The 22,685-nt window shown below is 72.3% G+C and carries 27 protein-coding genes; 15 read left to right on the top strand and 12 right to left on the bottom strand.

Features of this window, described 5'->3' with window-relative positions; translation table 11 throughout:
• Window positions 1-12 precede the first annotated feature (12 nt).
• The 3 genes from SM447_RS01190 to SM447_RS01180 all read right to left on the bottom strand — a co-directional run bounded on the left by SM447_RS01190 (window position 13) and on the right by SM447_RS01180 (window position 2,214).
• Window positions 13-792 (bottom strand): electron transfer flavoprotein subunit beta/FixA family protein, encoded by a 780-nt coding sequence (locus SM447_RS01190; protein WP_474570837.1) that lies wholly within the window; start codon window positions 790-792, stop codon window positions 13-15.
• Between the two features lie 214 nt (window positions 793-1,006).
• The gene (locus SM447_RS01185) at window positions 1,007-1,414 is read right to left on the bottom strand and encodes a hypothetical protein (protein ID WP_474570836.1); all 408 of its coding nucleotides are present in this window, start codon (window positions 1,412-1,414) and stop codon (window positions 1,007-1,009) included.
• 2 nt (window positions 1,415-1,416) lie between these two features.
• On the bottom strand, window positions 1,417-2,214 hold the full coding sequence (locus SM447_RS01180) for a GNAT family N-acetyltransferase (RefSeq protein WP_474570835.1): 798 nt from the start codon (window positions 2,212-2,214) through the stop codon (window positions 1,417-1,419).
• 50 nt (window positions 2,215-2,264) lie between these two features.
• On the opposite strand from SM447_RS01180, the gene SM447_RS01175 reads away from it, so the two are divergent.
• From SM447_RS01175 to SM447_RS01165, 3 genes are read left to right on the top strand one after another with little or no spacing between them, the layout of a single operon-like run.
• Complete coding sequence (locus SM447_RS01175; RefSeq protein ID WP_474570834.1) at window positions 2,265-2,645, top strand: YidH family protein; 381 nt, start codon at window positions 2,265-2,267, stop codon at window positions 2,643-2,645.
• Window positions 2,642-2,944: a DUF202 domain-containing protein gene (locus SM447_RS01170; RefSeq protein WP_474570833.1), complete on the top strand. Its 303-nt coding sequence runs from the start codon at window positions 2,642-2,644 to the stop codon at window positions 2,942-2,944. Before SM447_RS01175 ends, SM447_RS01170 begins: the two co-directional genes overlap by 4 nt.
• Before the next feature lie 30 nt (window positions 2,945-2,974).
• Window positions 2,975-3,388, top strand: coding sequence for a PLD nuclease N-terminal domain-containing protein (locus SM447_RS01165; RefSeq protein WP_474570832.1), 414 nt, complete (start codon window positions 2,975-2,977; stop codon window positions 3,386-3,388).
• A 27-nt stretch (window positions 3,389-3,415) separates the two neighbouring features.
• Here SM447_RS01165 and SM447_RS01160 read toward each other — a convergent pair whose 3' ends face one another.
• Complete coding sequence (locus SM447_RS01160) at window positions 3,416-5,038, bottom strand: acetolactate synthase (RefSeq protein ID WP_474570831.1); 1,623 nt, start codon at window positions 5,036-5,038, stop codon at window positions 3,416-3,418.
• A 76-nt stretch (window positions 5,039-5,114) separates the two neighbouring features.
• Complete coding sequence (locus SM447_RS01155; protein WP_474570830.1) at window positions 5,115-5,888, bottom strand: enoyl-CoA hydratase-related protein; 774 nt, start codon at window positions 5,886-5,888, stop codon at window positions 5,115-5,117.
• 193 nt (window positions 5,889-6,081) lie between these two features.
• On the opposite strand from SM447_RS01155, the gene SM447_RS01150 reads away from it, so the two are divergent.
• Genes SM447_RS01150 through SM447_RS01140 form a run of 3 tightly spaced genes read left to right on the top strand, consistent with a single transcriptional unit; the run spans window position 6,082 to window position 7,802 of the window.
• Window positions 6,082-6,555, top strand: coding sequence for a DUF6232 family protein (locus SM447_RS01150; protein ID WP_474570829.1), 474 nt, complete (start codon window positions 6,082-6,084; stop codon window positions 6,553-6,555).
• A gap of 48 nt (window positions 6,556-6,603) precedes the next feature.
• The gene (locus tag SM447_RS01145; RefSeq protein ID WP_474570828.1) at window positions 6,604-7,086 is read left to right on the top strand and encodes a DUF6232 family protein; all 483 of its coding nucleotides are present in this window, start codon (window positions 6,604-6,606) and stop codon (window positions 7,084-7,086) included.
• Window positions 7,087-7,130: 44 nt separating this feature from the next.
• Window positions 7,131-7,802 (top strand): hypothetical protein, encoded by a 672-nt coding sequence (locus SM447_RS01140; RefSeq protein WP_474570827.1) that lies wholly within the window; start codon window positions 7,131-7,133, stop codon window positions 7,800-7,802.
• Window positions 7,803-7,900: 98 nt separating this feature from the next.
• On the opposite strand, the gene SM447_RS01135 is transcribed toward SM447_RS01140, so the two are convergent.
• On the bottom strand, window positions 7,901-8,359 hold the full coding sequence (locus SM447_RS01135) for a rhodanese-like domain-containing protein (protein WP_474570826.1): 459 nt from the start codon (window positions 8,357-8,359) through the stop codon (window positions 7,901-7,903).
• A gap of 71 nt (window positions 8,360-8,430) precedes the next feature.
• On the opposite strand from SM447_RS01135, the gene SM447_RS01130 reads away from it, so the two are divergent.
• A complete protein-coding gene (locus SM447_RS01130) occupies window positions 8,431-9,447 on the top strand; it encodes a helix-turn-helix domain-containing protein (RefSeq protein ID WP_474570825.1) in 1,017 nt (338 codons plus the stop codon).
• Between the two features lies 1 nt (window position 9,448).
• Here the strand turns inward: SM447_RS01130 and SM447_RS01125 are convergent, their stop codons facing one another.
• Entirely contained in the window at window positions 9,449-10,342 is an 894-nt protein-coding gene (locus SM447_RS01125; protein ID WP_474570824.1) for a ribokinase, read from the bottom strand.
• A gap of 82 nt (window positions 10,343-10,424) precedes the next feature.
• A complete protein-coding gene (locus tag SM447_RS01120) occupies window positions 10,425-11,267 on the bottom strand; it encodes an ABC transporter ATP-binding protein (protein ID WP_474570823.1) in 843 nt (280 codons plus the stop codon).
• A gap of 102 nt (window positions 11,268-11,369) precedes the next feature.
• Here SM447_RS01120 and SM447_RS01115 point away from each other — a divergent pair, with 102 nt between their 5' ends.
• Together SM447_RS01115 and SM447_RS01110 are read left to right on the top strand one after the other, a co-directional pair.
• Window positions 11,370-12,371 (top strand): ABC transporter ATP-binding protein, encoded by a 1,002-nt coding sequence (locus SM447_RS01115; RefSeq protein WP_474570822.1) that lies wholly within the window; start codon window positions 11,370-11,372, stop codon window positions 12,369-12,371.
• Complete coding sequence (locus tag SM447_RS01110; protein ID WP_474570821.1) at window positions 12,368-13,381, top strand: ABC transporter permease subunit; 1,014 nt, start codon at window positions 12,368-12,370, stop codon at window positions 13,379-13,381. Before SM447_RS01115 ends, SM447_RS01110 begins: the two co-directional genes overlap by 4 nt.
• A gap of 97 nt (window positions 13,382-13,478) precedes the next feature.
• On the opposite strand, the gene SM447_RS01105 is transcribed toward SM447_RS01110, so the two are convergent.
• Window positions 13,479-14,654: an ROK family transcriptional regulator gene (locus tag SM447_RS01105; RefSeq protein WP_474570820.1), complete on the bottom strand. Its 1,176-nt coding sequence runs from the start codon at window positions 14,652-14,654 to the stop codon at window positions 13,479-13,481.
• Window positions 14,655-14,817: 163 nt separating this feature from the next.
• On the opposite strand from SM447_RS01105, the gene SM447_RS01100 reads away from it, so the two are divergent.
• Window positions 14,818-16,413, top strand: coding sequence for a glycoside hydrolase family 3 protein (locus SM447_RS01100; RefSeq protein WP_474570819.1), 1,596 nt, complete (start codon window positions 14,818-14,820; stop codon window positions 16,411-16,413).
• A gap of 107 nt (window positions 16,414-16,520) precedes the next feature.
• Here the strand turns inward: SM447_RS01100 and SM447_RS01095 are convergent, their stop codons facing one another.
• Window positions 16,521-17,180 carry a GNAT family N-acetyltransferase gene (locus tag SM447_RS01095; RefSeq protein ID WP_474571224.1) on the bottom strand — a complete coding sequence of 220 codons (660 nt, stop codon included), beginning with the start codon at window positions 17,178-17,180 and terminating at the stop codon, window positions 16,521-16,523.
• A 156-nt stretch (window positions 17,181-17,336) separates the two neighbouring features.
• Between SM447_RS01095 and SM447_RS01090 the strand changes: the two genes are divergently transcribed.
• On the top strand, window positions 17,337-17,525 hold the full coding sequence (locus SM447_RS01090) for a DNA repair protein (RefSeq protein ID WP_474570818.1): 189 nt from the start codon (window positions 17,337-17,339) through the stop codon (window positions 17,523-17,525).
• Between the two features lie 154 nt (window positions 17,526-17,679).
• Complete coding sequence (locus tag SM447_RS01085; RefSeq protein ID WP_474570817.1) at window positions 17,680-18,198, top strand: hypothetical protein; 519 nt, start codon at window positions 17,680-17,682, stop codon at window positions 18,196-18,198.
• A gap of 4 nt (window positions 18,199-18,202) precedes the next feature.
• Here SM447_RS01085 and SM447_RS01080 read toward each other — a convergent pair whose 3' ends face one another.
• Window positions 18,203-18,928: a Clp protease N-terminal domain-containing protein gene (locus tag SM447_RS01080; protein WP_474570816.1), complete on the bottom strand. Its 726-nt coding sequence runs from the start codon at window positions 18,926-18,928 to the stop codon at window positions 18,203-18,205.
• 190 nt (window positions 18,929-19,118) lie between these two features.
• On the opposite strand from SM447_RS01080, the gene SM447_RS01075 reads away from it, so the two are divergent.
• From SM447_RS01075 to SM447_RS01065, 3 genes are all read left to right on the top strand, one after another.
• Window positions 19,119-20,369 carry a ricin-type beta-trefoil lectin domain protein gene (locus SM447_RS01075; RefSeq protein ID WP_474570815.1) on the top strand — a complete coding sequence of 417 codons (1,251 nt, stop codon included), beginning with the start codon at window positions 19,119-19,121 and terminating at the stop codon, window positions 20,367-20,369.
• A 132-nt stretch (window positions 20,370-20,501) separates the two neighbouring features.
• The gene (locus tag SM447_RS01070) at window positions 20,502-21,245 is read left to right on the top strand and encodes a hypothetical protein (protein WP_474570814.1); all 744 of its coding nucleotides are present in this window, start codon (window positions 20,502-20,504) and stop codon (window positions 21,243-21,245) included.
• Window positions 21,246-21,383: 138 nt separating this feature from the next.
• Entirely contained in the window at window positions 21,384-22,211 is an 828-nt protein-coding gene (locus tag SM447_RS01065; protein WP_474571223.1) for a DUF72 domain-containing protein, read from the top strand.
• A 57-nt stretch (window positions 22,212-22,268) separates the two neighbouring features.
• On the opposite strand, the gene SM447_RS01060 is transcribed toward SM447_RS01065, so the two are convergent.
• Window positions 22,269-22,682: an effector-associated constant component EACC1 gene (locus SM447_RS01060; protein ID WP_474570813.1), complete on the bottom strand. Its 414-nt coding sequence runs from the start codon at window positions 22,680-22,682 to the stop codon at window positions 22,269-22,271.
• Window positions 22,683-22,685 lie beyond the last annotated feature (3 nt).

Below are 22,685 nucleotides of genomic sequence, written 5' to 3'. Positions count from 1 at the left end.
GTCCCACACCCCTCACACGAACTTCTCGGTGGCGAGGAACTCGACGAGCTGCGTGCCGCCGGAGCCCTCATCGGTGACCTTGACGCCACCCGAACGCGGCGGGCGCTTGCTGTGCTCCAGCACGGCGCTGGTCGCGCCGTCGAAGCCGACCTCGTTCGCGGCCACCCCCAGGTCGGCCAAGGCGAGCGTCTGCACCGGCTTCTTCTTGGCGGCCATGATGCCCTTGAACGACGGGTACCGCGGCTCGTTGATCGTGTCCCACACGGAGACGATGGCCGGGGTCGAGGCGGTGACCACCTCGTAACCCTCCTCCGTCTGCCGCTCGACGGTCAGCGTGGCCCCGTCGACCGTGAGCTTGCGGGCACCGGTCAGCGCCGCGATGCCCAGCCGCTCGGCGAGCATGTGCGGCATCACCTGCACCCGCCCGTCGGTCGACTCCGAGCCGCAGAGCACCAGGTCGGCGTTGAGCTGCCCCAGCGCGGCGGCGAGCACCTTCGAGGTGGCGACGGCGCAGGAACCGTGCAGGGCCTCGTCCACCACGTGGACCGCCTTGTCGGGGCCCATCGACAGCGCCTTGCGGATCGACTCGGTCGCCCGGTCCGGACCCATGGTCAGGATCGTCACCTCGCCGCCGTGCGCCTCCTTGATCTTCAACGCCTCCTCGATGGCGTACTCGTCCATCTCGTTGATGACGTTGTTCGCCGAACCGCGGTCGACAGTGTTGTCGTCAGTACGCAGGTTGCGGTCCGCGCCCGAATCGGGCACCTGCTTGACGAGTACGACGATGTTCATCGCGCTTCGACGACCCTCCTGCTGTGGTGGTGTGATCTTCTCACCCTGATCTGGGGCGCAGCCTCGCGTGTGCGGTGCCGTCCGGTCAACCGTGGGCTGTTGTGCGGTTTCCCACGGGCGCAATGTTACCTGCCAGTAGCATCCGCCTCCGGGCCACCCGGGGTGACACAGCTCACCGCATTGTCCCCCGCCGCTGTCGCCGGCGGCCGCACCGTCAGGCGGACTCGCCCAGGACGTTTCGGATCCGCTCGATGACGTCGGCCTCGGCGGGGCTGACACCGTCATGGGCGCGGGCCGTGCGATCCGCCGCCGACAGCACCACCGCGCGGTAGACCGACACGTCCTGCGGGGCCTTCTCAATCAGGATCTCGATCCCCCGGCGCAGCGCCGGCAGCACCACCGACTCCACCTCCAGCGCCGAGTCACGGGGCAGCTTCGGCAACGGACCGCTGGTCAACGCCTCCTTCACCACTCCGCTGGCGTCGGCCATCGCGCCGGAAGCGGCGAAGCTCTCCCGGAACAGCGCGAGCACCCCCGGATCGGCGTTCGAGACCATGAGCACCGCGCCGAAGGCACCGGTCTTGAGGGTCAGTTTCTCGTCGTCCGTCAGCCGCTGGCTCATGATCACGGAGTGTAGACGTAGGGCGTGGTGGTGGTGACCGCGACGAGTCCGAGCCGCTCCAGCACCGGCCGGCTCTCGTCCGACGCGTCGACCTGCAGCAACGTCCGACCACGCTGCCCGGCCAACCGGGCGCGATAGGTGACCAGCGCACGGTAGATGCCCTGGCGCCGCCACTGCGGTCGGGTCGCGCCGCCCCAGAGTGTGGCGAACGTGCTGTCCACCGGGTAGCGCACCCAACCGGCACTCACCATCGTGTCGCCGGCCTCGGCCACCACGATCGCGACCGACTGCGGATCGGCGGCGATCTCCCGTTCCAGCCCGTCGGCGAGTCCGGACAGGTCACGGCCCCACACCTCGGTCTTCAGCTCCGCGATCCGGTCCAGGTCCGCGCGGCCGGTGACCTCCCGCAGGCGTACGCCCTCAGGCACCACCGGCAGCGCGGAGGCCAGCGGAGCGACCGGGCCGACCACGACGGTCTCCTGGTCCTCCGGCACGAAGCCCGCCACTCGCAGCCGCTGCGGCAGGTCGGCCGGCTCGTCGTGGCCGTGCAGCTTCCACTCGACCGACTCGCCCCGCTCGCGGAACACCGCCACCTGCCGGGCGATCAGCTCGTCGAGATCGGCACCGGCCAGCCCACCGAGGTCGCGGTAGGTCACCATGCCCCGATCGTCCAGACCCCGCACCCGGAACAACGGACCGTCGGACTCCACCACGACGCCGTCGGGTACCGGGTCCGGCAGATCCGGCCGCAGCTGGGTGTCGTACGCCGAACGCAAGGTGGCCACGTCAAGATCCGTCATGCTCCCAACCTATTCCCGCTGGGAACCGGATAATCACCTTCGTGTGGCAGATGATCAGGAACTGGTTCGATCCACGGGAGTTGCGGTCGGTGGGGAGCACCCCCGACTACCGCTTCTCGCTGGCCAACGAACGCACGTTCCTGGCCTGGCTGCGTACCGGCCTGGCGCTGATCGCCGGTGGGCTCGCCGCCGCCCAGTTCCTGCCGACGTTGTCCCTGGTCCACCTGCGCGAGGCGATCGCCGTGGCGTTGCTGCTGCTCGGCGGCACGGTCGCGATCCGGGCGGTCGATCACTGGGCACGCACCGAACGGGCCATCCGGCTCGGCGATGAACTGCCCGCGTCCCGCTTCCCGGCCGCCTTGGCCCTGATCGTCGGCTTCGGCGCGCTGGCGCTGGTGGCGGCGGTGCTGGCCGGCGCGATCAGCGGATGACCCCGGTCCGCGACCCGGGGCTGCAACCCGAACGCACCAGGCTGGCCTGGCGACGCACCCTGCTCACGCTGACCGTGGTGGCGCTGCTGACCGTCCGGCTCGCACTCACCGGTGGCCCGGCCGGCGCCGGGCCGGCGGCGCTGGCCATCCTGATCTGGGGCGTCGCCGTCACACTCTGTTGGCGGCGGGCGACCGGTGGTGGCGTCCCTCGGACCGGTGGTCGGCTTCTCGCCCTGGTGGGCCTGGCCACCGCCGGATTCGCGCTCCTGGGAGCGCTACTGGTGCTGCGCGGGCTGTGACCGCTGTCCCGGGTAGGTAATGATGGTTACATGGCCCGGCTGTACATCCTCCTCTTCCTGGTGCAGGTCGTTCTCGCCGTCTGCGCCCTGATCAGCTGTCTCTCCGCCGAGGAGGACGGCATCCGCCACCTCCCCCGGATCGGCTGGCTGCTGATCATCCTGTTCTTCCCGCTGGTCGGCTCGATCGCCTGGTTCGTGGCCGGGCGGGAGCGCAAGGCCGTCGGCGGGTCCCCGTCCTGGACCGGCGGTACCCGCCCGGCCGAACGCCCCCGGGCGCTCGCCCCGGACGACGACCCCGAGTTCCTCCGCTCGATCGAGGAACGCTCCCGCAAGGAGGACCAGGAACTCTTCCGTCGCTGGGAGGAGGACCTGCGCAAGCGCGAGGACGACCTGCGCAAGCGCGAGGGCGAACCGCCACGCGAGGAACCCCGCCCCGAGGTCTAGTGCGGTGTCGGGGCGGGGCTGCCCGGGTCAGGCCAGGTTCGAGGAGCGGGGGTAGGCGTCGGCCGGGTCGGTGAGCACGTTGACCAGGTACGGCACCCCGGCGTCGAACGCGCGTTGCAGGGCCGGCCCGAGATCCGCGGCCTTGGCCACCGTTTCGCCCGCGCCGCCGAGCGCGCCGACCACCTGGTCGTACCGCAGCTCGGGCTGGAGGTCGGCGGCGACGTCGTAGCCGTACATGGCCCGCATCGGGTGCTTCTCCAGGCCCCAGATGCCGTTGTTGCCGACCACGATGACCACCGGCAGCTGCTGCCGGGCCAGCGACTCCACGTCCATCAGCGAGAAGCCGGCCGCGCCGTCACCCATCAGCACGCAGACCTGCCGGTCCGGGTGGGTGACCCGGGCACCCATCGCGTAGCCCATGCCGGTGCCGAGGCAGCCGTACGGGCCGGGGTCGAGCCAGGTGCCCGGCTGGGCCGGTTCCAGGTAACGCCCGGCGTACGAGACGAAGTCACCGCCGTCGCCGATGGTCACCGCGTCGCGGGCGAGGACCTTGCGCAGCTCGCCGTAGATCCGGGCCGGTCGGATCGGGTCGGTCTCGGCGGCCATCTCCTCGGCGTCGCGGGCCTTCGCGGCGTCCTCGGCGGTCCGCAGCTGGGCGACCCAGTCTTCGTGGTCGACCCGGTCACCGGGGTGGTCGGCCAGCGCGGTGAGGATGCCACGCAGGTCTCCGGCGGGGGCGGCGGCGGGTTGCACGTGACCGGCGCGCTGGCTGGGCGCGTCGACGATGTGCACCACCTTGGCGTCGCCGAAGTCGCCGAAGGAGAGGCGGAAGTCCAGCGGGGTGCCGATCACCACGACCACGTCGGCATTGGACAGGGCCACCCGACGGGCCTTGGCGAAGGCCAACGGATGCTCGGGCGGCAGGGCGCCGCGGCCCATGCCGTTGGTGAAGACCGGCACGGTGAACGCCTCGGCCGCGGCGCGCAGGGCGTCCACCGCGTCGCCGGTCCAGACGTCCGACCCGGCGATGATCACCGGACGCGCCGCGCCCGCGATCAGGCCGGCGGCGCTGGCCACCTCGTCGGGGTCGGCGTCGAGGGGGGTGATCTGCGGCCCGGCCGGCAGCTCGGCGTCGCCGACCGAGAAGATCGCCTCAAGGGGGAAGTCGAGGAACACCGGTCCCCGGTGCGGGGTGAGGGCGGTGGTCAGCGCGGCGGCCACCGCGCGGGGGATGTCGTCCGCGCTGAACACCGTCTCCGCGTGCTTGGTGACCGGGGCGACCAGCGGCAGGTGGTCCATCTCCTGGAGGCTGCCCGAGCCCCAGCGGAACTGTGGTGCCCGACCGCCCAGCACGAGCACCGGCGAGGCGTTGAAGAAGGCGCTGGTCAGCCCGGAGATGCCGTTGGTCACGCCGGGACCGGCGGTGAGCACGGCGAGACCGGGTCGGCGCTGCAGCTTCGCCACCGCCTCGGCGGCGAAGACGGCGGACTGCTCGTGCCGCACGTCGTAGATCGGGAAGCCGGTCTTGTGCGCGGCGTCGTAGAGCGGGAACACGTGCCCGCCGGAGAGGGTGAACATCTCCCGCACCCCGTACGCGCGCAGCGCCGCGAGGGCGAGTTCCCCGCCGTGGCCTTCGATCCGCTCCGTCATGCCCGCTCCTTCTCGTCGCCCGACCGGAGTCACACGCTACTGGCCAGTAGGAGGAATGTGAACCATCCTCGCGCGGTCAGCGTCCGGTGAAGTCCGGCTTCCGCTTCGCCACGAACGCCGCCATCCCCTCGCGCCGGTCGTCGGTGGCGAACAGCGCCGCGAAGAGCTGGCTCTCCCACGCCAGGCCCGAGGTCAGGTCCATGTCCAGGCCGCCGTCGACGGCGAGCTTCGCCGCGCGCAGCGCCTGCACCGGGCCGGTGAGGTACGGCCGTACCATCGCCACCGCGGTGTCGTACACCTCGGCCGCCGGTGCGATCCGGTCGGCCAGGCCGATCCGCAGCGCCTCCTGCGCGTCCACCATCCGCCCCGACATGATCAGGTCCTTGGCGCGGGCCGGGCCGACCAGCCGGGCCAACCGCTGGGTGCCCCCCGCGCCGGGGATGATGCCGAGCTTGATCTCGGGCTGACCGAGCTTGGCGTCCTCGGCCACCACCCGCCAGTCGCAGGCGAGCGCCAGCTCGCAGCCGCCACCGAGGGCGTAACCGGTGATCGCGGCGACGACGGGCTTGGGGATCCGGGCGATGGCGCCGAGCGCGCTGGACAGGTCGGCGGCCCGCGCGGCCATGTCCACGTAGGACATGTCGGCCATCTCCTTGATGTCCGCGCCGGCGGCGAAGACCTTCTCCCCGCCGTACACGATGACCGCGCGGACGCCGCTGTCGGCGGTGGCGGCGGTCGCGGCGGCGCGCAACTCCTCCTGCACCTGGGTGTTGAGCGCGTTCATCGGCGGCCGTTCCAGCCGAATGGTGCCGATGCCGTCCCGGGTCTCCAGCCGCACGAACTCGCCCACGCTGAGCCTCACTTCCTCGTCGAAGTCGCGTGCCAACCTTACGACCCGGCTCGTTTGGGTAAGTAGTCTGGTGCCAGCCCCGTCAGCCGGGAGTCGCACGATGAACCGTCCGCCATCTCAACCGCGCGGTGTCCGTGCCGCGCCATCCGCCCACCCCGCGGGCGGGACGCACGGACAGTTCGACAGGGGCTCCGTGACGTACTACGACGACCGGCTGGTACGGGTCACCTCGGCCGCCGTCACAGTCGACGGCCGGGTCTATCCACTGGCCGAGATCAGCGAGATCTGGCACCAGCACGGCACCCGCTCCTGGCGCGTCCTGGCCGGACGCGGTGCGATCGGTGCCGCCATGGCCGCCCCGCTGGTGGCCGCCGCCGCCGGAGTCGCGCTGGCCGTCCGGCTGGACCGGTCGGCGACCGTCACGATCGCGATCATCGGGGCCTCCGTGCTGGTCGGGTTGGCGGTCGGGCCGGTCGCCGACTTCCTCTTCGAGCACCTGGACCGTTCCTACGCGCGCGGCAGTCGCCAGCGGGAGGTCTGGATCCGCTGGCGGGGCCGCCCGGTGCAGTTGCTCCGCACCCCGGACGCGCTGCGTTTCGGGCAGATCTACCGCGCCGTGCAACGCGCCTTGGAGGCCGGCCGACCGACACCACCCCGCCGACGCTGAGCGACCCCCTGGCTACGACAAGTTGCCCGGTGGTGCTTAGTCTTAGTGATGACCCTCTATTACCGGGACGACGCGGTGCAGGTGACCTCCGAGTCGATCCAGGCCGGAGGACACGTCATCCCGATCACCGAGGTGACCTACGTCTGGCACGCCAAGGGCCGCACCACCCTCGCCGTACGCGGTCGGGTGCTCGGTCGCGGGGTCCTGGTCCTGCTGCTGTCCCTGCCGCCACTGATCGGGCTGATCTGCGTACTCTCGCTGGCCTGGTCCGCCCACGACCGGGGCGAGTGGGTCCCCGCGCTGATCGTGCTCGTCGCCTGCGTGGTCATCACCCTCGCCCTGGTGCCGTTCCTGGAGCTGCCCCTCGGTTGGCTGGACCGCTCCTACGAACGCGGCAACCGGGTGCAGGAGTTGTGGGTGCAGTACCGCCGGCAGGAGGTGATGGTGCTGCGCACACCGGACGCGCTGCGCTTCGGGCAGATCTACCGGGCGGTGCAGCGCGCCGTGGAACAGCAGAGCGACCACTGGTAGGCGTCGCCGGGCGGCCCTGGCCCGCCCGGCGCACACTTGATCCCATGGCACTCCCCCTTCCCCGGCCGACCGCGGTTCTCGGTCTCACCCGTACCGCCCTCGACCAGGCCGCGTCCTTCGCCGCCATCCCGGCCCGCGCCTTCGCGGTGCTCGACGAGGTGGAGGCGCTGCTGGCCCGGATCAACGGAGTGGTGGACCGGGTCGAGCAGACCCTGGACCGGACCGACCGGATGGTCACCGACGCCGAGGCGGCGGTCCGCGAGGTGGCGGTGATCAGCGCCGCCGCCACCGCCGCCGTGGACAACGCCACCGAGGTCGCCGCGACGGCGGCCGTCGTGGTGGAGTCTGCGCGGTCGGTCGCCGGGCGGGCCGCCGAGACGGTGGGCACGGCCGCCGAGGCGGCCGCCACCGCGGCCGAACTGCTGTCGGCGTACGAACCGGCGCTGCGGCGGGCCGCCCCGATGGCCAACCACTTCATCGAGCAGCTCAGCCACGAGGAGGTGACCGCGGCGGTCCGCCTGGTCGACGAGTTGCCGAAGCTGCGGCAGCACCTGACCGCCGACGTCCTGCCGATCCTGGCCACCCTCGACCGGGTCGGCCCCGACCTGCACGACCTGCTCGACGTGACCCGGGACCTCAAGCTGGCGGTGGCGGGCATCCCGGGTCTGTCGATGCTGCGCCGTCGCGGCGAGAAGCTCAACGACGACGCCGGCTGAGCACCCGCCCGCGCCCCCGTGTGGCGCGGGCGGTGCCTCACCCCGCGGTCAGCGGACGGTGCCTGCCCGGCGGTCAGCGGAGGGTGCTCGCCCGGCGGTCAGCAGTCGCAGGCGACGGAGGTGCGCGGCGCGGTCAGGTCGTCCACCGGCCGGTGGGTGAGTCCCGTGGCGGTCACCACGGGCAGTCCCTCCCGGACCCAGTACTCGTAGCCGCCGCGCATCTCCTTCACCGCGTAGCCGAGCCGGGCGAACTCCAGCGCGGCCCGGGTGGCACCGTCGCAGCCGGGACCCCAGCAGTAGGTGACCACCCGGGCCCCGGGCGGCACCACGGCGGTGGCCCGCTCGGCGATCAGGGCGGTGGGCAGGTGCACGGCGCCGGGCAGATGGCCCTGCCCCCAGGCTTCGTCGCCGCGCGAGTCGACCACGACGAGGTCGGGCACCACGGCGGTGAGGTCGGCGTGCACGTCGGCCACGTCGGTCTCGAAGCGCAGCCGGGCGAGGTAGTGGCTGACGGCGGTGGGTGGATCGGCGGCCGGTACGGCGAAGGATCTGGTCATGCCATGAATGATCGGCCGGGGCCGGGCGGTGGACGAGTGGCGGTGACGCCGTACTCCGCTAACATCCGGCCATGGCTCCGGTCGATCGCAGCGTGGCCGTGCTCGCGTACCCCGGGATGTCGGGTTTCGAGACCGGGATCGTCACGGAGGTCTTCGGGCTGCCCCGGCCGGAACTCGACGTGCCCTGGTACGACCTGCGGCTCTGCGCCGAGCGACCCGGCCCCGTTGCGCTGCTCGGCGGCGCCACCCTGCACAGCCCGTACGGGCTGGAGGTGCTGGCCGCCGCCGCGACCGTCATCGTTCCCGGCGTGCCCGACGTGCACGGGACGCCCTCGCCGGAACTCGTCGCGGCGCTGCGCCGCGCACACCGCGCCGGTGCCCGGCTGCTCTCCATCTGCTCGGGCGCGTTCGCCCTGGCCGGCGCCGGACTGCTCGACGGCCGGCGGGCCACCACCCACTGGCGGTACGCGGACCTGCTGGCCCGCCGCTACCCGCGGATCACCGTGGACGCCGACGTGCTCTACCTCGACGACGGAGACATCCTCACCAGCGCCGGCAGCGCCGCCGGTCTCGACCTGTGCGTGCACGTGGTGCGGCGCGACCACGGCGCGCTCGTCGCCAACGCGGTGGCCCGCCGGCTGGTGATCCCGCCGCACCGCGACGGCGGTCAGGCGCAGTTCGTCGAGGCGCCGGTGCCGGTCGACCCGGACGACGACCGGATCGCCGGCAGCATCACCTGGGCGCTGGAACACCTGGCGGAGCCGCTCACGGTGGCCCGGCTGGCCCGGCAGGCCCACATGTCGCCCCGCACCTACCTGCGACATTTCGCCAGGGCCACCGGCACCAGCCCCATCCGGTGGCTGGTCGAGCAACGGATCCGGGCCAGCCTGGCGCTGCTGGAGAACACCGACGCCACGGTGGGACAGATCGCGACGGCAGTCGGCTTCGACGCCCCGGTGACCTACCGTCACCACTTCACCCGGGCGATGCGGACCTCACCGTCGGCGTACCGTCGCGCCTTCCGTACCGGCTCCCACGCCGTGGCGGGAGCGGGGCACGACCGATCGGGCACGCCCGTGCGGCCCTAGGCTAGGCCGCGTACAACTGGTCGATCTCGACCCGGTGCGGTAGCGACACGCTGGCACCGAGCCGTCGTACGCAGGCGGCGCCGGCCGCGGCCGCCCAGCGGACCGAGTCGACCAGGTCGCGCCCCTCACCCCAGGCCACCGCCAGCGCGCCGGTGAACGCGTCGCCCGCGGCGGTCGAGTCGACGGTGTCCACCTTGACCGCCGGGACGTGCACCGCCGTGCCGTCCCGGTCGCCGTACCAGGCACCCTCCGCGCCGAGGGTCAGCACCGCCCGGGGCACCAGGTCCAGCAGCGCGTGCGGCTCCTCGCGGCCTCGTCCGGTGTACGCCTGCGCCTCGTTCTCGTTGACCACGAGCAGGTCCACGGCGGCGAGCAGTTCCGGCGGGAGGGGGACGGCCGGCGCCGCGTTGAGCACCACCCGGGTGCCGGCGGCCCGGGCCGCCACCGCCGCACCGGTGACCGTCTCCACCGGGATCTCCAGCTGCGCGACGAGTACGTCGGCGTCGCGTACGGCGGCGAGATCGGTCTCGGTCAACTCGGTCAGGGAGGTGTTCGCTCCCGGGGTAACCAGGATCGCGTTCTCACCCTCGGCGTTGACCATCACCAGGGCCACCCCGGACGCGCCGTAGGTGGTGCGCAACTGGCTGGTGTCGACCCCGGCGGCGGTGATCCGGGCGCGCAGGGTGACCCCGAAGGAGTCGGAGCCGATCGCGCCGAGGAAGACGCTGGCCGCACCGGCCCTCGCGGCGGCGATGGCCTGGTTGGCGCCCTTGCCGCCGGGCACGGTGACGAAGTCGGTGCCGAGCCTGGTCTCGCCCGGGCGGGGCAGGGCCTCGGCGGTGGCGACCAGGTCCATGTTCGCGCTGCCCACCACCACGACGCGGGTCTGACGCACGGGAGCCTCCGGCGGGGTTGCAGTGGTTAGGAAGGGGCCCTTCCTATACAACAGGCGTTAATAAGGTGCCCTTCCTTACAGCTCAGGCGGCGCGGGCGGTGAAGCGGTCGCCGTTGCGCTCGACCAGCAGCGGCAACCCGAAGGTCTTGGTGAGGTTGTCGGCGGTGAGGGTGTCGTCGAGCAGGCCCTGCGCCATCACCGCACCGTCGCGCAACAGCAGCGCGTGGGTGAAGCCGGGCGGGATCTCCTCGACGTGGTGGGTGACCAGCACCAGCGCCGGGGCGTCCGGGTCCTGCGCCAGGCCGGCGAGGCGGCCGACCAGGTCCTCCCGTCCGCCCAGGTCCAGCCCGGCCGCCGGCTCGTCGAGCAGCAGCAGCTCCGGGTCGGTCATCAGCGCCCTCGCGATCTGAGCCCGCTTGCGCTCCCCCTCCGACAGGGTGCCGTACGTCCGGTCGGCCAACGCGCTGACGCCCAACTGGTCCAGCAGGGCCCGGGCACGGGCCTCGTCGGCCGGGTCGTAGCTCTCCCGCCACCGGCCGACCACCGACCAGGCGGCGGTCATCACCACGTCGACGACCCGCTCCTGGGCGGGCAGCCGCTCCGCGAGCGCGGCGGTGGAGAGGCCGATGCGGGTACGCAGCTCCATGACGTCGGTACGCCCGATCCGCTCGCCGAGCACGTACGCGGTGCCGGTGGTCGGGTGCAGTCGTCCGGCCGCGATGTTGAGCAGGGTGGTCTTGCCGGCGCCGTTCGGCCCCAGCACCACCCAACGTTCGTCCAGCTCCACCCGCCAGTCGACGTCGTGCAGCAGGGCGGTGCCGGACCGGCGTACGGCGACGCCGTCGAGGCTGACCACCAGATCCGCGTCCACGGGCGAGGGGGCGGGTGCGGCACCGGCGGTGCCGGGGATCAGGTCACCAGTCACCAGCCCATCCAACCACGCACCGCCGGGGTGCCCCCACGGGCCGGCTCCGCCACCGTAGGGTGAGGCGCCGTGTCGTTGCTCACCCCACCCGGAGGACCGCCCATGACCAGTGGGGTCATCGAGATCGAGGGTCTACGCAAGACCTTCCACAGCATGCGCCGGGGGCGACGGGTCGCGGTCGACGGTTTCGACCTGCTGGTGGAGGCCGGCCAGGTGCACGGCTTCCTCGGGCCCAACGGGTCGGGCAAGACGACCACCCTGCGCGCGCTGCTCGGGTTGGTACGCGCCGACGACGGTCGGATGCGGGTGCTCGGCGCCAGCGCGCCGGAGCAACTGCCCCAGGTCGCCGGCCGGGTCGGTGCGATCGTGGAGAGCCCGCAGTTCTACGGCAACTTCACCGGGTACCGGACGCTGCGGCTGCTCGCCCTCGCCGGTGGCGTACCGGTCGGTCGGGTCGACGAGGTGCTGGAGCAGGTCGGGCTGGCCGACCGGGGCGACGAGCGGGTGAAGGGCTACTCGCTGGGCATGAAGCAGCGGTTGGCGGTGGCCTCGGCGCTGCTCAAGCGACCCGAGCTGCTGATACTGGACGAGCCGGCGAACGGGCTCGACCCGGCGGGCATCCGGGAGATGCGGGATCTGGTGCGGGCGCTGGCGGCCAACGGCGTCACGGTGCTGATCTCCAGCCACATCCTGGCCGAGATCCAGCTGATCTGCGACCACGTCACGATCATCTCGCGGGGCCGGCGGGTGGCGTCAGGGCCGGTGGCGCAGGTGCTCGCCGGTTTCGACCACAACGAGCACCTGGTCCGCGCCGACGACCTGGCCCGGGCCGAGGAGCTGCTGGTGGCGGCCGGGCTGACGGTCACCGGGCACGCCGACCACCTGGTGGTCAGCGGCGTACCGGACCCGGCCGCGGTGAGCCGGACCCTGGGCGAGCAGGGCGTCTGGGTACGCGAGCTGACCCCGCTACGCCCGGATCTGGAGAGCGTCTTCCTGGAGTTGACCGGCAGCCCGGCGCAACCGGCGGTACCCCGTCAGGTGGACGGGTCGGCACCGGCCGTCGAACGGCACATCGACCTCGGCATGCGGGGAGTGGACGCGTGAACCTGATCCGCGCCGAGCTGGAGCGGCTGAGCGCCCGCCGCTTCGTACAGCTCATGATCGTCCTGTTGATGCTGGCGTTCGCGGTGACCGCGGCGACCACGCTGGCCGGCTCGCACCAGCCCACCGCCGTCGAGCTGGCCGAGGCACAGCGACAGGCCCTCGCGGAGCGACGCGACCTGGAACTGGCCCACGAACGGTGCCTGGCCCGGGATCGGGGCGAGCCACTGCCCCGCGACGAGCACACCTACCTGCCGCCGGACTGTTCCGAGCTGGACCCGGCGCTGCGGGACCGGCTGCCGGTGGCCGCCGACTACCTGACCGGGGTGTTCACCTTCACCCGGCAGGCCGAGCCACTGCTGTACTTCCTCGTGGCGTACCTGGTGCTCTTCGGGTTCCTGGTCGGTGCCTCGTACATCGGCGCCGACCTGAACTCCGGGGGCGTGGTCAACCTGCTGCTCTGGCGACCACGCCGGCTGACCGTGCTCGGCGCCAAACTCGGGACCTTGCTCGGGGCCGTACTGACCGTGTCGGTGCTCGCTTCCCTGGCCTATCTCGTCACCTTCTGGGTCATCGCCCAGATCTCGGGCTATCCCGGCCCGACCAACGCGGCGTTCTGGGGCGACCTGGGCGCGATCTGGGGTCGCGGGCTGACCCTGGTGCTGCTCGCCGCGGCGACCGGCTTCGCCATCGCGACGATGGGGCGGCACACCGCGGCGGCGCTCGGCGCGGTGGCCGCGTACCTGGTGGTGTGGGAGCTGGGCGGGCGGATCGTGCTGCAGATCATCGAGGTGGCCCGCCCCGACCAGCTCATGCTCGCCAGCTACGTGGGCGCATGGCTGGCCGGAGAGGTGACCTTCTGGGACGGCAACGCCTGCCGGACGGTCAGCTACGGCTACTGCGACGGCAGCTACACCCTGACCTGGCAACCGGCGCTGGCGGTGCTGTTTCTGCTCACCGCCGGGCTCACCGCGGCCGCCTTCGCCCTCTTCCGCCGACGCGACCTGATCTGACAACCTTCTCCTCGTCGATCATGAAGTTGTCGTCACCGGCGGGCGCTCTCGCCGACAACAACTTCATGATCGCGGAAGAAAGGGGCGCGGGCTCGGCTCAGCCGACCGTTGAGCCGAAGACCTCGTCGCGGACGGCGTCCAACGCCGTCCGCAGGGCGCCGTGCAGGATCGGTTCCTCGGTCAGCCCGGTGGGCACCACCCGGGGACGCACCAGGGTGATCGCGGCGACCTCCTGCTGCACCCGCTCGGCCAGGGCCGCCCCGCCGGCCTGCCCCACCTCCCCGGCGAGCACCACCAGGGGCGGGTCCAGCACCACGCAGGTGCTCGCCACACCGAGGGCGAGCCGGCGGGCCACCTCGTCGAGCATCGGCGCGCCCGAGGTGCCGTCGGCGATCGCGGCGCGTACCGCGTCCGCGGCGCCCCCGTCCGGGTAGCCGTGCTCCCGGGCCAGGGCACGGATCGCGTCCGCGCCGGCCAGCTGCTGGAACGCCGGCTTGGCCCGGCGCGAGACGTCGCGCGGGATGGGTGCGCCGGGCACCGGCAGGTAGCCGATCTCACCGGCGGCACCGCTGCTGCCGTGGTGCAACCGCCCACCCAGCACGATCGCCAGACCGACGCCGGCACCCACCCAGACCAGCACGAAGTCCGACAGTCCCTGGGCCGCACCGGACTGCGCCTCGGCGAGCGCGGCGAGGTTGACGTCGTTCTCGAAGACGACCGGGGTGTCCAGGTCGTCGCGTAGCGCGGCGAGCAGACCACGATGCCAGCGGGGCAGGTTGTACGCGAAGGTGATGTCGCCGGTGCCCGGATCGACCAGGCCGGGGGTGCCGAGGACGATCCGGCGCACGCTCGACAGCTGCGCCCCGGCGCTGCCGGCCACCCTGACGACGGCGTTGTGCACCACGCCGACCGGGTCGTCGGTGTCCTGGGTGGACTGTTCGACCCGACCGATGACCGCGCCGGTGATGTCGGCGCAGGCGGCGACCACCCGCTCCGGCCCCACGTCGACACCGACCACGTGGGCGCTGCCGGGCCGCACGGCGTAGAGCTGGGCGTTCGGTCCCCGTCCACCGGCCTGCTCGCCGACGCGGGCGACCAGCCCGCGTTCCTCCAGCCGCTCCACCAGCTGCGAGGCGGTGACCTTGGACAGGCCGGTCAGCTCACCGATCCGGGCCCGGGTCAGTGGCCCCCGTTCCAGCAGCAACTCCAGCGCCGCGCGGTCGTTGAGGGCCCGCAACAGACGTGGGGTGCCGGGCAACCGGGTCGCACTCATGCCATGTCCTCAGGATTAGTAAACTTTGCTAACCTTTAAGCTTTTAAGTAGCTGTGCACCGCCCTGTGAACGGGTAGCCGATAGCGTATCGGCCACGTGGGAGCGCGGCCCTCCGCCGACCCGGTACGACATCCGTACCGGCCGGCACGAGAGGAGAGAGCACGTGGGGCTGGATTCAGGACTGCGCCGGCTGGCGCTCGGCACCCTGCTGGCCGCGTACCCGGGGCCGGTTCCGCCGCAGTGGGCCGTCGACCTGGTCGCCGACGGGCTGGCCGGGCACACGCTGTTCGGCACGAACGTCCACGAACCGACGCAGGTGTCGGCCAGTACGGCGGCGCTGCGCAGCGGCCGGGCCGACGTGCTGATCGCGATCGACGAGGAGGGCGGCGACGTCACCCGGCTGGCGCACGCCACCGGCAGCCCGTACCCGGGCAACGCCGCGCTCGGCGCGATCGGCGACCCGGCGCTCACCCGACGGGTCTACCAGGCCCTCGGTGCCGAGTTGGCCAGCCTGGGCATCACGGTCGACCTGGCACCCACGGTCGACGTCAACACCGTCGACGACAACCCGATCATCGGCACCCGTTCCTTCGGTGCCGACCCGGTCAGCGTCGCGGCGCACGCCGCCGCCGCGACGTCGGGCCTCCAGGCCGCCGGGGTGGCGGCCTGCGCCAAGCATTTCCCCGGCCATGGCGCGACCGTGGCCGACTCCCATCACGAACTGCCCACCGTGGACGTCACGCCCGACGAGCTGCGCCAGCGGGACCTCCCCCCGTTCGCCGCGGTGGTCGCCGCCGGGGCGAAGGCGGTGATGACCGCGCACATCCGGGTACCCGCGCTGACCGGGGACGGACCCGCCACGTTCAGCCGTGCGGTGCTGGTGGACCTGCTGCGTCGCGAGTACGGCTTCGACGGTGTGATCGTCACCGACGCGTTGGAGATGAAGGGCGCGGCCCTCGCCGCCGGCGGCATCGCGCCCGGCGCCGTACGCGCCCTGGCCGCCGGCGCCGACCTGCTCTGCATCGGCGCCAAGGTCGACGGCGACCTGGTCGAGCGGGTCGCCGCCGAGATCGTGGCCGCGCTCGGCGACGGACGGCTGGAGCGCGCCCGCGTCGAACAGGCCGCCGGCCGCGTCGCCGACCTCGCCGCCTGGACCCGGACCGCAGGTCGCGCCACCGTCGCTGCCGACGACCTGGGGTACGCGGCGGCCCGCCGAGCGGTCCGGGTGGAGGGCGTGCTCACCGGGCTTGACCGGCCCCTCGTGGTGCAGCTGCACGCGCGGTCCACCATCGCCGAGGGGCGGGTGCCGTGGGGACTCGAACCCCACCTCGACGGCACCGAGCAGATCCGGGTGGTGGCGGCCGAAGCGGACCCGGCCGACCTGCGCCGACGCGCCGGTGACCGCCCGATCGTCCTGGTCGCCCGCCACCTGCATCGGCTGCCCGGCGGCCCGGAGCTGACCACCGCGCTGGCGGCCACGCATCCGGTGGGCGTGGTGGAGATGGGTTGGCCGGCCGCCTGGCGGCCCGCCGGTGTCCGGGCATTCGTCACCACCTACGGGGCGAGCCACGCCAACGGCCGTGCCGCCGCCGAGGCGCTCGGCCTCACGACTGCGCGTGCTGCGCCCGGTGACCCAACAGGCTCTCGGTCTGATTCACACCCTGCGTCACTGACGGAGGCGAGCGAGCCAGAGGCGTCGCACCAGGTCAAGTCCACAATTGGACAGCAAGAAGACGGTGGCGGCGGCTTGCCGAGTTGATTCTGAATACGTAGCGTGATCGGCACTGAAGCCTCGCGCGGACCTGGGGAGAGGCTGCGGACCGTGGATCCGGCCCGGGATCCACGGTCCGCCCTGCCGGTCGACGTTCAGGTCGGATAGACGCCGTAGGACCGCCAGCCGCGGTCGGGAAAACCGGCGGCCTCCGCCACCCGCGCCGAGGCGGCGTTGCCCCGGTCGTGCAGATAGGTCGGTACGGCACCGTCGTCGATCACCCGTCGGGCGGCCTGGGCCACCAGCCGCCGGGCCAGTCCGCGCCCCCGAGCCGCGGGGACGGTGCCCACCGCCAACTCGTGTCCGTGCCGGTCGTGCCGTTTGATGCCGACGCCGGCCAGGTAACGGCCCTGCCCGTCGCGGACCACGAGCACCGGGCGGTCGAACAGTCGCAGCCAGGAAGGCAGCCCGGCGGTGGTGGGCGGCACCCATTCACCGGCGTCCGGCAGGGATGCCGGTGCCACGCTCCACCGGAACACGTCGTCGTGCACGGACCAACCCGGATGCCCGACCGCCGCGGGCAGCGCGGCCAGCAGACGGTCCGGCAGCCGCGCCAGTTCGCGTACCGCCGTGACCCGGTCGGGTGGCACCGAGAGCACGCCGCTCCGGCCGGTGGTGACCGCGATCGCCGGGCGCAGCCGGCCGTCCCAGGCCGGTCGGGTGCGCCGCCCGGACCCGACCACGTGCAGGCCGGGACCGGCCGGCCACTGTCCCAACCAGGTCGCCAGGTGCAGGTGCAACCGCCGGTCGACCATCGTCACCTCCCGGTCCCGCACCCGCCGACGCCGCTCACGGTACGACGGCGCGGCCGGTCGGGTGCGTAGGTGGGCCCGATTCGGGGAACCTGAGCGATCGATTGACCGTCATATCCATTTCCATACATGGACAACTTTCTTTGGAACGGTGGGGGCATGCCGAAACAGCCGCACGACCGTTATCAGCAGGACACCGAGCGCGTCTGGCGCAGTCGCGCGGTCACCGCGCACTTCCCGGCCCAGGCTTCTTACCGGGGCCACCGCACGCACCCCGGGACGCTCTCCTGGCACGACCTGAACAGCCTGCCGGCCGGTGCCGTGCGCCGCCACCTGAACCCCCGCTGACGCGCCGAGCGACTGGTGACCCCGGTGAGCGGAGTGGGTCGCTCCCGGGAGGCCTCCGGCCGGACCCCGGCGGCGAGCCAGCGCGCGCTTTCGCACACCTGTCGGGTAACGTCTGCTGGTCCTCTGACGGGTCACGACGGGAGCTGGCGCATCCATGGGCAAGAAGACGATCCACGTCTCCGACTTCAGCGGCACGGTGCTGGGTGCCGACGACGAGGCCGTCCGCGTCGTCGTCCTCGAGCACCCTGACCTGGTGGCCGGGCCCGTGCAACTGGACGCGACCCCGGTGGAGGTGGAGAGCATCGACGACGCCGCGCTGGACGTGGCGGTGGTCGAGATCCACGACCGTCACGGGCACGGCGAGCCGCGCCGGGTGGTGCTGACCGCGAGCGAGTTCGACGCCATGGCCACCGACGTGCCGATGGCGCAGTTGCTGAAGACCGCCGAACGGGTACGTCCGCCGAAGACCCGCCGCAGCGCTGAGAAGATTGACTACGGCACCGTCGAGCACGCGGGCCGGCCGCACCGGGGGCGGGTCACCGAGGAGGAGGCCCGGTTGGTGCGTGAGCGACTCGACGAGGTGAACAAGCGCCTCGCCGACGCCGGGCTGCGCCAGATCGATCCGGCCGACCCGGAGCACGCCGCCCGGTACGGCTTCCCCACCGCATCCTGATCCGTTACTCGAACACCCGGAGCTTGGCCAGGGCCGCCACGAGGTACGCCTCGGTGGCGGCCTTGTCGACCCCGAGGCCGGTCAGCACGCCCTCGCCGTCCTCGTGTTCGAGCAGCGCCAGCAGGATGTGCTCGGTGCCGATGTAGTTGTGCCCGAGGCGCAGCGCCTCACGGAAGGTCAGTTCCAGGGCTTTCTTGCCGGCCGCGTCGTACGGGATCAGCTCCGGAACCTCGCTCGCCGACGGCGGCAGCGCGGCGGAGGCCGCCTCGCGCACCGCCTCGGCCGTCACCCCTGCGGCGGTCAGCGCCTTGACGGCCAGCCCTTCCGGTTCGGCGAGCAGGCCGAGCACCAGGTGCACCGGTCCGATCTCGGTGTTGCCGGCGGCACGGGCCTCGTTTTGCGAGGCCGCCACGACGTTGCGGGCGCGCGGGGTGAAGCGGTTGAACCCCTGCTGCGGGTCGATCGGCCCGGCGTCCCCCTTGGCCACGAAGCGCTTCTGGGCGGCCTGCTTGCTCACCCCCATGCTGCGACCGATCTCCGTCCAGGAGGCGCCGGAGCGGCGGGCCTGGTCCACGAAGTGGCCGATGAGATGGTCGGCGACCTCACCGATGTGGTCGGCGATCATGACCGCGTCGGTGAGCTGTTCGAGTGCGTCGGAACGGGTCTGCTTGATGGCCTGGATCAGGTCGTCGAGCCGGACGGGGTTGGTCATCTGGACCGGATTCGTCATGCGTCAACCATAAGTTGACGCATGCCGGGCCGTCAACCACGAGTTGACGATCACCAAGCGTGGCGGCCTGCCATGATCGCTGTTAACAACCTTGACTAAATCTTCATAAATCGACACACTGCGATGTGGAGAGCGCTCTCTTCTCCTCGCCGGGGCGCCAGCCTCATCCGCCCACCCCAAGGAGACCATCGTGTCCACCACCTCCCGCAGACTCCGACGGACGGCCGCGGTCCTCGCCGCGGCCGTCGTCGCCAGCCTGCTCGTCGTACCCGTGACCGCCGCGCCGGCCGCCGCCGCCATCGGCGGGCTCACCTGGCAGGACGAGTTCAACGCACCCGCCGGCACGCCGGTCGACCAGGCCAAGTGGCGCTTCGACATCGGCGGCCACGGCTGGGGCAACAACGAACGGCAGTACTACACCAACAGCACCAGCAACGCCGTGCACGACGGGCAGGGCAACCTCGTCATCACCGCCCGCCGGGAGAACCCGGCCAACTACCAGTGCCACTACGGACGGTGCGAGTACACCTCGGCCCGGCTGCTCACCGCCGCCACCTTCAGTCAGGCGTACGGCCGGTTCGAGGCACGCATCAAGATCCCCCGGGGTCAGGGCATCTGGCCGGCCTTCTGGATGCTCGGCAACGACTTCGGCAACGTCGGCTGGCCGGCCTCGGGCGAGATCGACATCATGGAGAACATCGGGCGGGAGCCGAACACCGTACACGGCACCATCCACGGTCCGGGCTACTCCGGCGGGGCCGGCATCGGCGGCAGCCGCACCATCGGGCAACCACTGGCCGACGCCTTCCACACCTACCGGGTGGACTGGGAGCCGAACATCATCCGCTGGTACCTCGACGGGGTGGAGTTCTTCCGGGTCGACCCGGGCCGGCTCGGTGGCAACCGTTGGGTCTTCGACCACCCCTTCTTCATGATCCTCAACGTGGCGGTGGGTGGTAACTGGCCCGGCTACCCCGACGGCAGCACCCAGTTCCCGCAGCAGATGCTCGTCGACTACGTCCGGGTCTACGGCTACGTCCCGGACGGCAACACCGGCACCACCACCCGGATCCGGGGGCAGCAGAGCGGCCGGTGCATCGACATCCCCGGCGCCAACCCGGTCGACGGGGCAGCACTGCAGATCTGGGACTGCAACACCACCGCCGCGCAGGCGTGGACCTTCGCCGCCGACGGCACCGTCCGCGCGATGGGCAAGTGCATGGACCCGGCCTGGGCCGGCACCGCCAACGGCACCGAGGTCAACCTCGTCACCTGCAACGGCAACCCCGCCCAACGCTTCACCCTGAACGCCGCCGGCGACCTGGTCAACCTCAGCGCGAACCGCTGCGTCGACGTACGCGACAACAACCCGAACAACGGCGGCCGGTTGCAGCTGTGGGACTGCGCCGGCACCCCCAACCAGAAGTGGTCCCGGGCCTGAGACGCACCGTCCATCAGGGACCGCTGGGCTCACCGCCCCGACGTCGGCGGTGAGCCCGGCGGGCCTCCCACGCGTAAGAGTCGGTGACGGGCGGGTAGTAACCCCTGCGGTCACCGACGTACGGGAGGCGACGTGGAGAACACTCAGGCGGTCGGCGGGCGACGGCTCTGGTGGTGGCTTGGTGCTGCCGTACTGGTCATCATCGTGGTGGTGGTCGCCACCTGGACGTGGGTGACCGTCCGGGGTGACGGCCGCAACGGGCACGTCGTCACCGGTGCCGTCGGCGACCTGCAGGAGGCCACCTTCGTCCTGCTCGACGGTGCCGACGTGGTCCGGTTGCGCACCGCCGACCTCGGCGACGACGCGTACCGGGTGTCGACGCCCCGCGAGGCGAACGTACGACCCGCCGTCTCCCTCACCGACGGGAACCTGCTGACCAGCCTGCGCGGCACCGACCGAGACGGCCCGGCGGTCGTGGAGGTGGTGCTGGCCGAGTCGGTGCGCTGGCACGTCCGGCTCAGCGGTGGCGCGAAGGAACAGCACCTCGACCTGCGTGGCGCGCGGCTCGGCGACATCGAGTTCACCGCCGGTGCGAACCGGATCGAGCTGACGTTGCCGGCGCCGGAGGGGACGCAACGGACCCTGCTCGGCGGTGGCGCGAGCCAGGTCGTCGTCCGCCTGGCCGGCGACGCCCCCGTGCAGGTACGCGCCGGCGGCGGTGCCGGTTCGGTCACCATCGACGGCACCACCCATTCGGGGGTGGCCGGCGGCAGCACCTTCACCCCGCCGGAGTGGGACTCGGCGACGGACCGCTACGACATCGACGCCACCGGCGGCGTCTCCACCCTCACCGTCGCCCGCGCCGACACCGACTGAGCATCACCGGTACCGCAGACACCAGACTGGGCCGGCATTGAGCGTCCGGATACGGTACGTCCGGTGCTCGTTCGGCGGGTGCGGGGTACCGAAGCGGGAGGGGCCGGCGTGGTCATGCGGCTGCACGTCGGGTGCGCGATGTGGACGCACCGGTCGTGGCAGGGGAGGCTGCTCCCCCACCCCCTGCCGGCGCACGAACGGCTCCGGCACTACGCCGGCTGGTGCGACGCGGTCGAGGGCAACACGACCTTCTACGCCACGCCGTCCCGCGAGACGGTCGCCTCGTGGGCGGAGCAGACCGGGCCCGACTTCCGCCTCGTGGTCAAGCTGCCGAAGGTGGTCACCCACGAGCGCCGCCTCACCGACGTCGATCAGCCGATGCGTGCCTTTCTCGACGCGATCGAGCCACTCGGCTCCCGGGCGTACGCCCTCTGGGTCCAGTTGCCCGGCTCGTTCGGACCGGGCGACGTGCCCACGCTCGCCCGTTTCCTGCGCCGCCTGCCCGCCTCCCACCGACCCGCCGTGGAGGTCCGCGATCCCGCCTTCTTCACCGACGCCGACGCGACCCGGCTGCTGGAGGCGGCGCTCGCCGAGACGGACGCCGAGTGGATCCCGTTCGACACCACCGCGTTCTTCGCCGAGCCACCGACCAGCGACGCCGAGCGGGACGCCTGGACGAAGAAGCCGAGGATGCCGCTGCGCACGGCCGCCCTCACCGACCGGCCGATCGTCCGCTACCTCGGTCGCGACGACCCGGCGCGCACCGTCGAGGGCTGGCGGCGGTGGGTCGACGTCACCGCGGCGTGGCTTCGGGAGGGCCGCTCACCGACCGTCTTCATCCACACCCCGGACAACGCCGACGCGCCGACCCTGGCCCGCCGCTTCCACGACGAGGTACGCGGCCGCGTACCCGAGCTGGCACCGCTGCCCGAACCGATCCCGGTCGAGCCCACCACCCTCTTCTGACGGCTCCCGCCGACCGTCGCAGGGCGTCACCGCGCTGGACTACGTGGCGGTGCTGGACTACGTGGCGGTCGCGTCCGACCCCGGTCGGGGAGGTTCGGGACCACGGTTCTCCTGGATGGTCCGGGTGACCTGGTCGAGCAGTTGCCTGGGATCGGTTCGCCCGGTCACCTGGACCTCCACCTCCGACTCGCCGATCCGCATTCGGACGCTGGCACCGCTGGGTTGCTGGCTGACCCAGGTCTGGAGCAGGGCGAACAGGCCGGGCAGCAGGCTCTGCGCCACCACCGCGATGATGACGGCCTCGCTGAAGCCGGCCCGCCCGCCGGTACGGGCACCGAGATCCCGCACCCCGGTGCGGAACTCCGGCCGACGATGGAGCCAGTCGACGAGCGGCACCTGGGCCGGCTGGCGGAGAATCGTAATCATCTGTAGCCGGACGGGCTGCCTCGCCGACGGGTTCGGATCGGTCACCGG

The organism is Micromonospora aridisoli (assembly GCF_056150025.1).
This window is presented reverse-complemented; position numbering and strand designations above follow the sequence as displayed.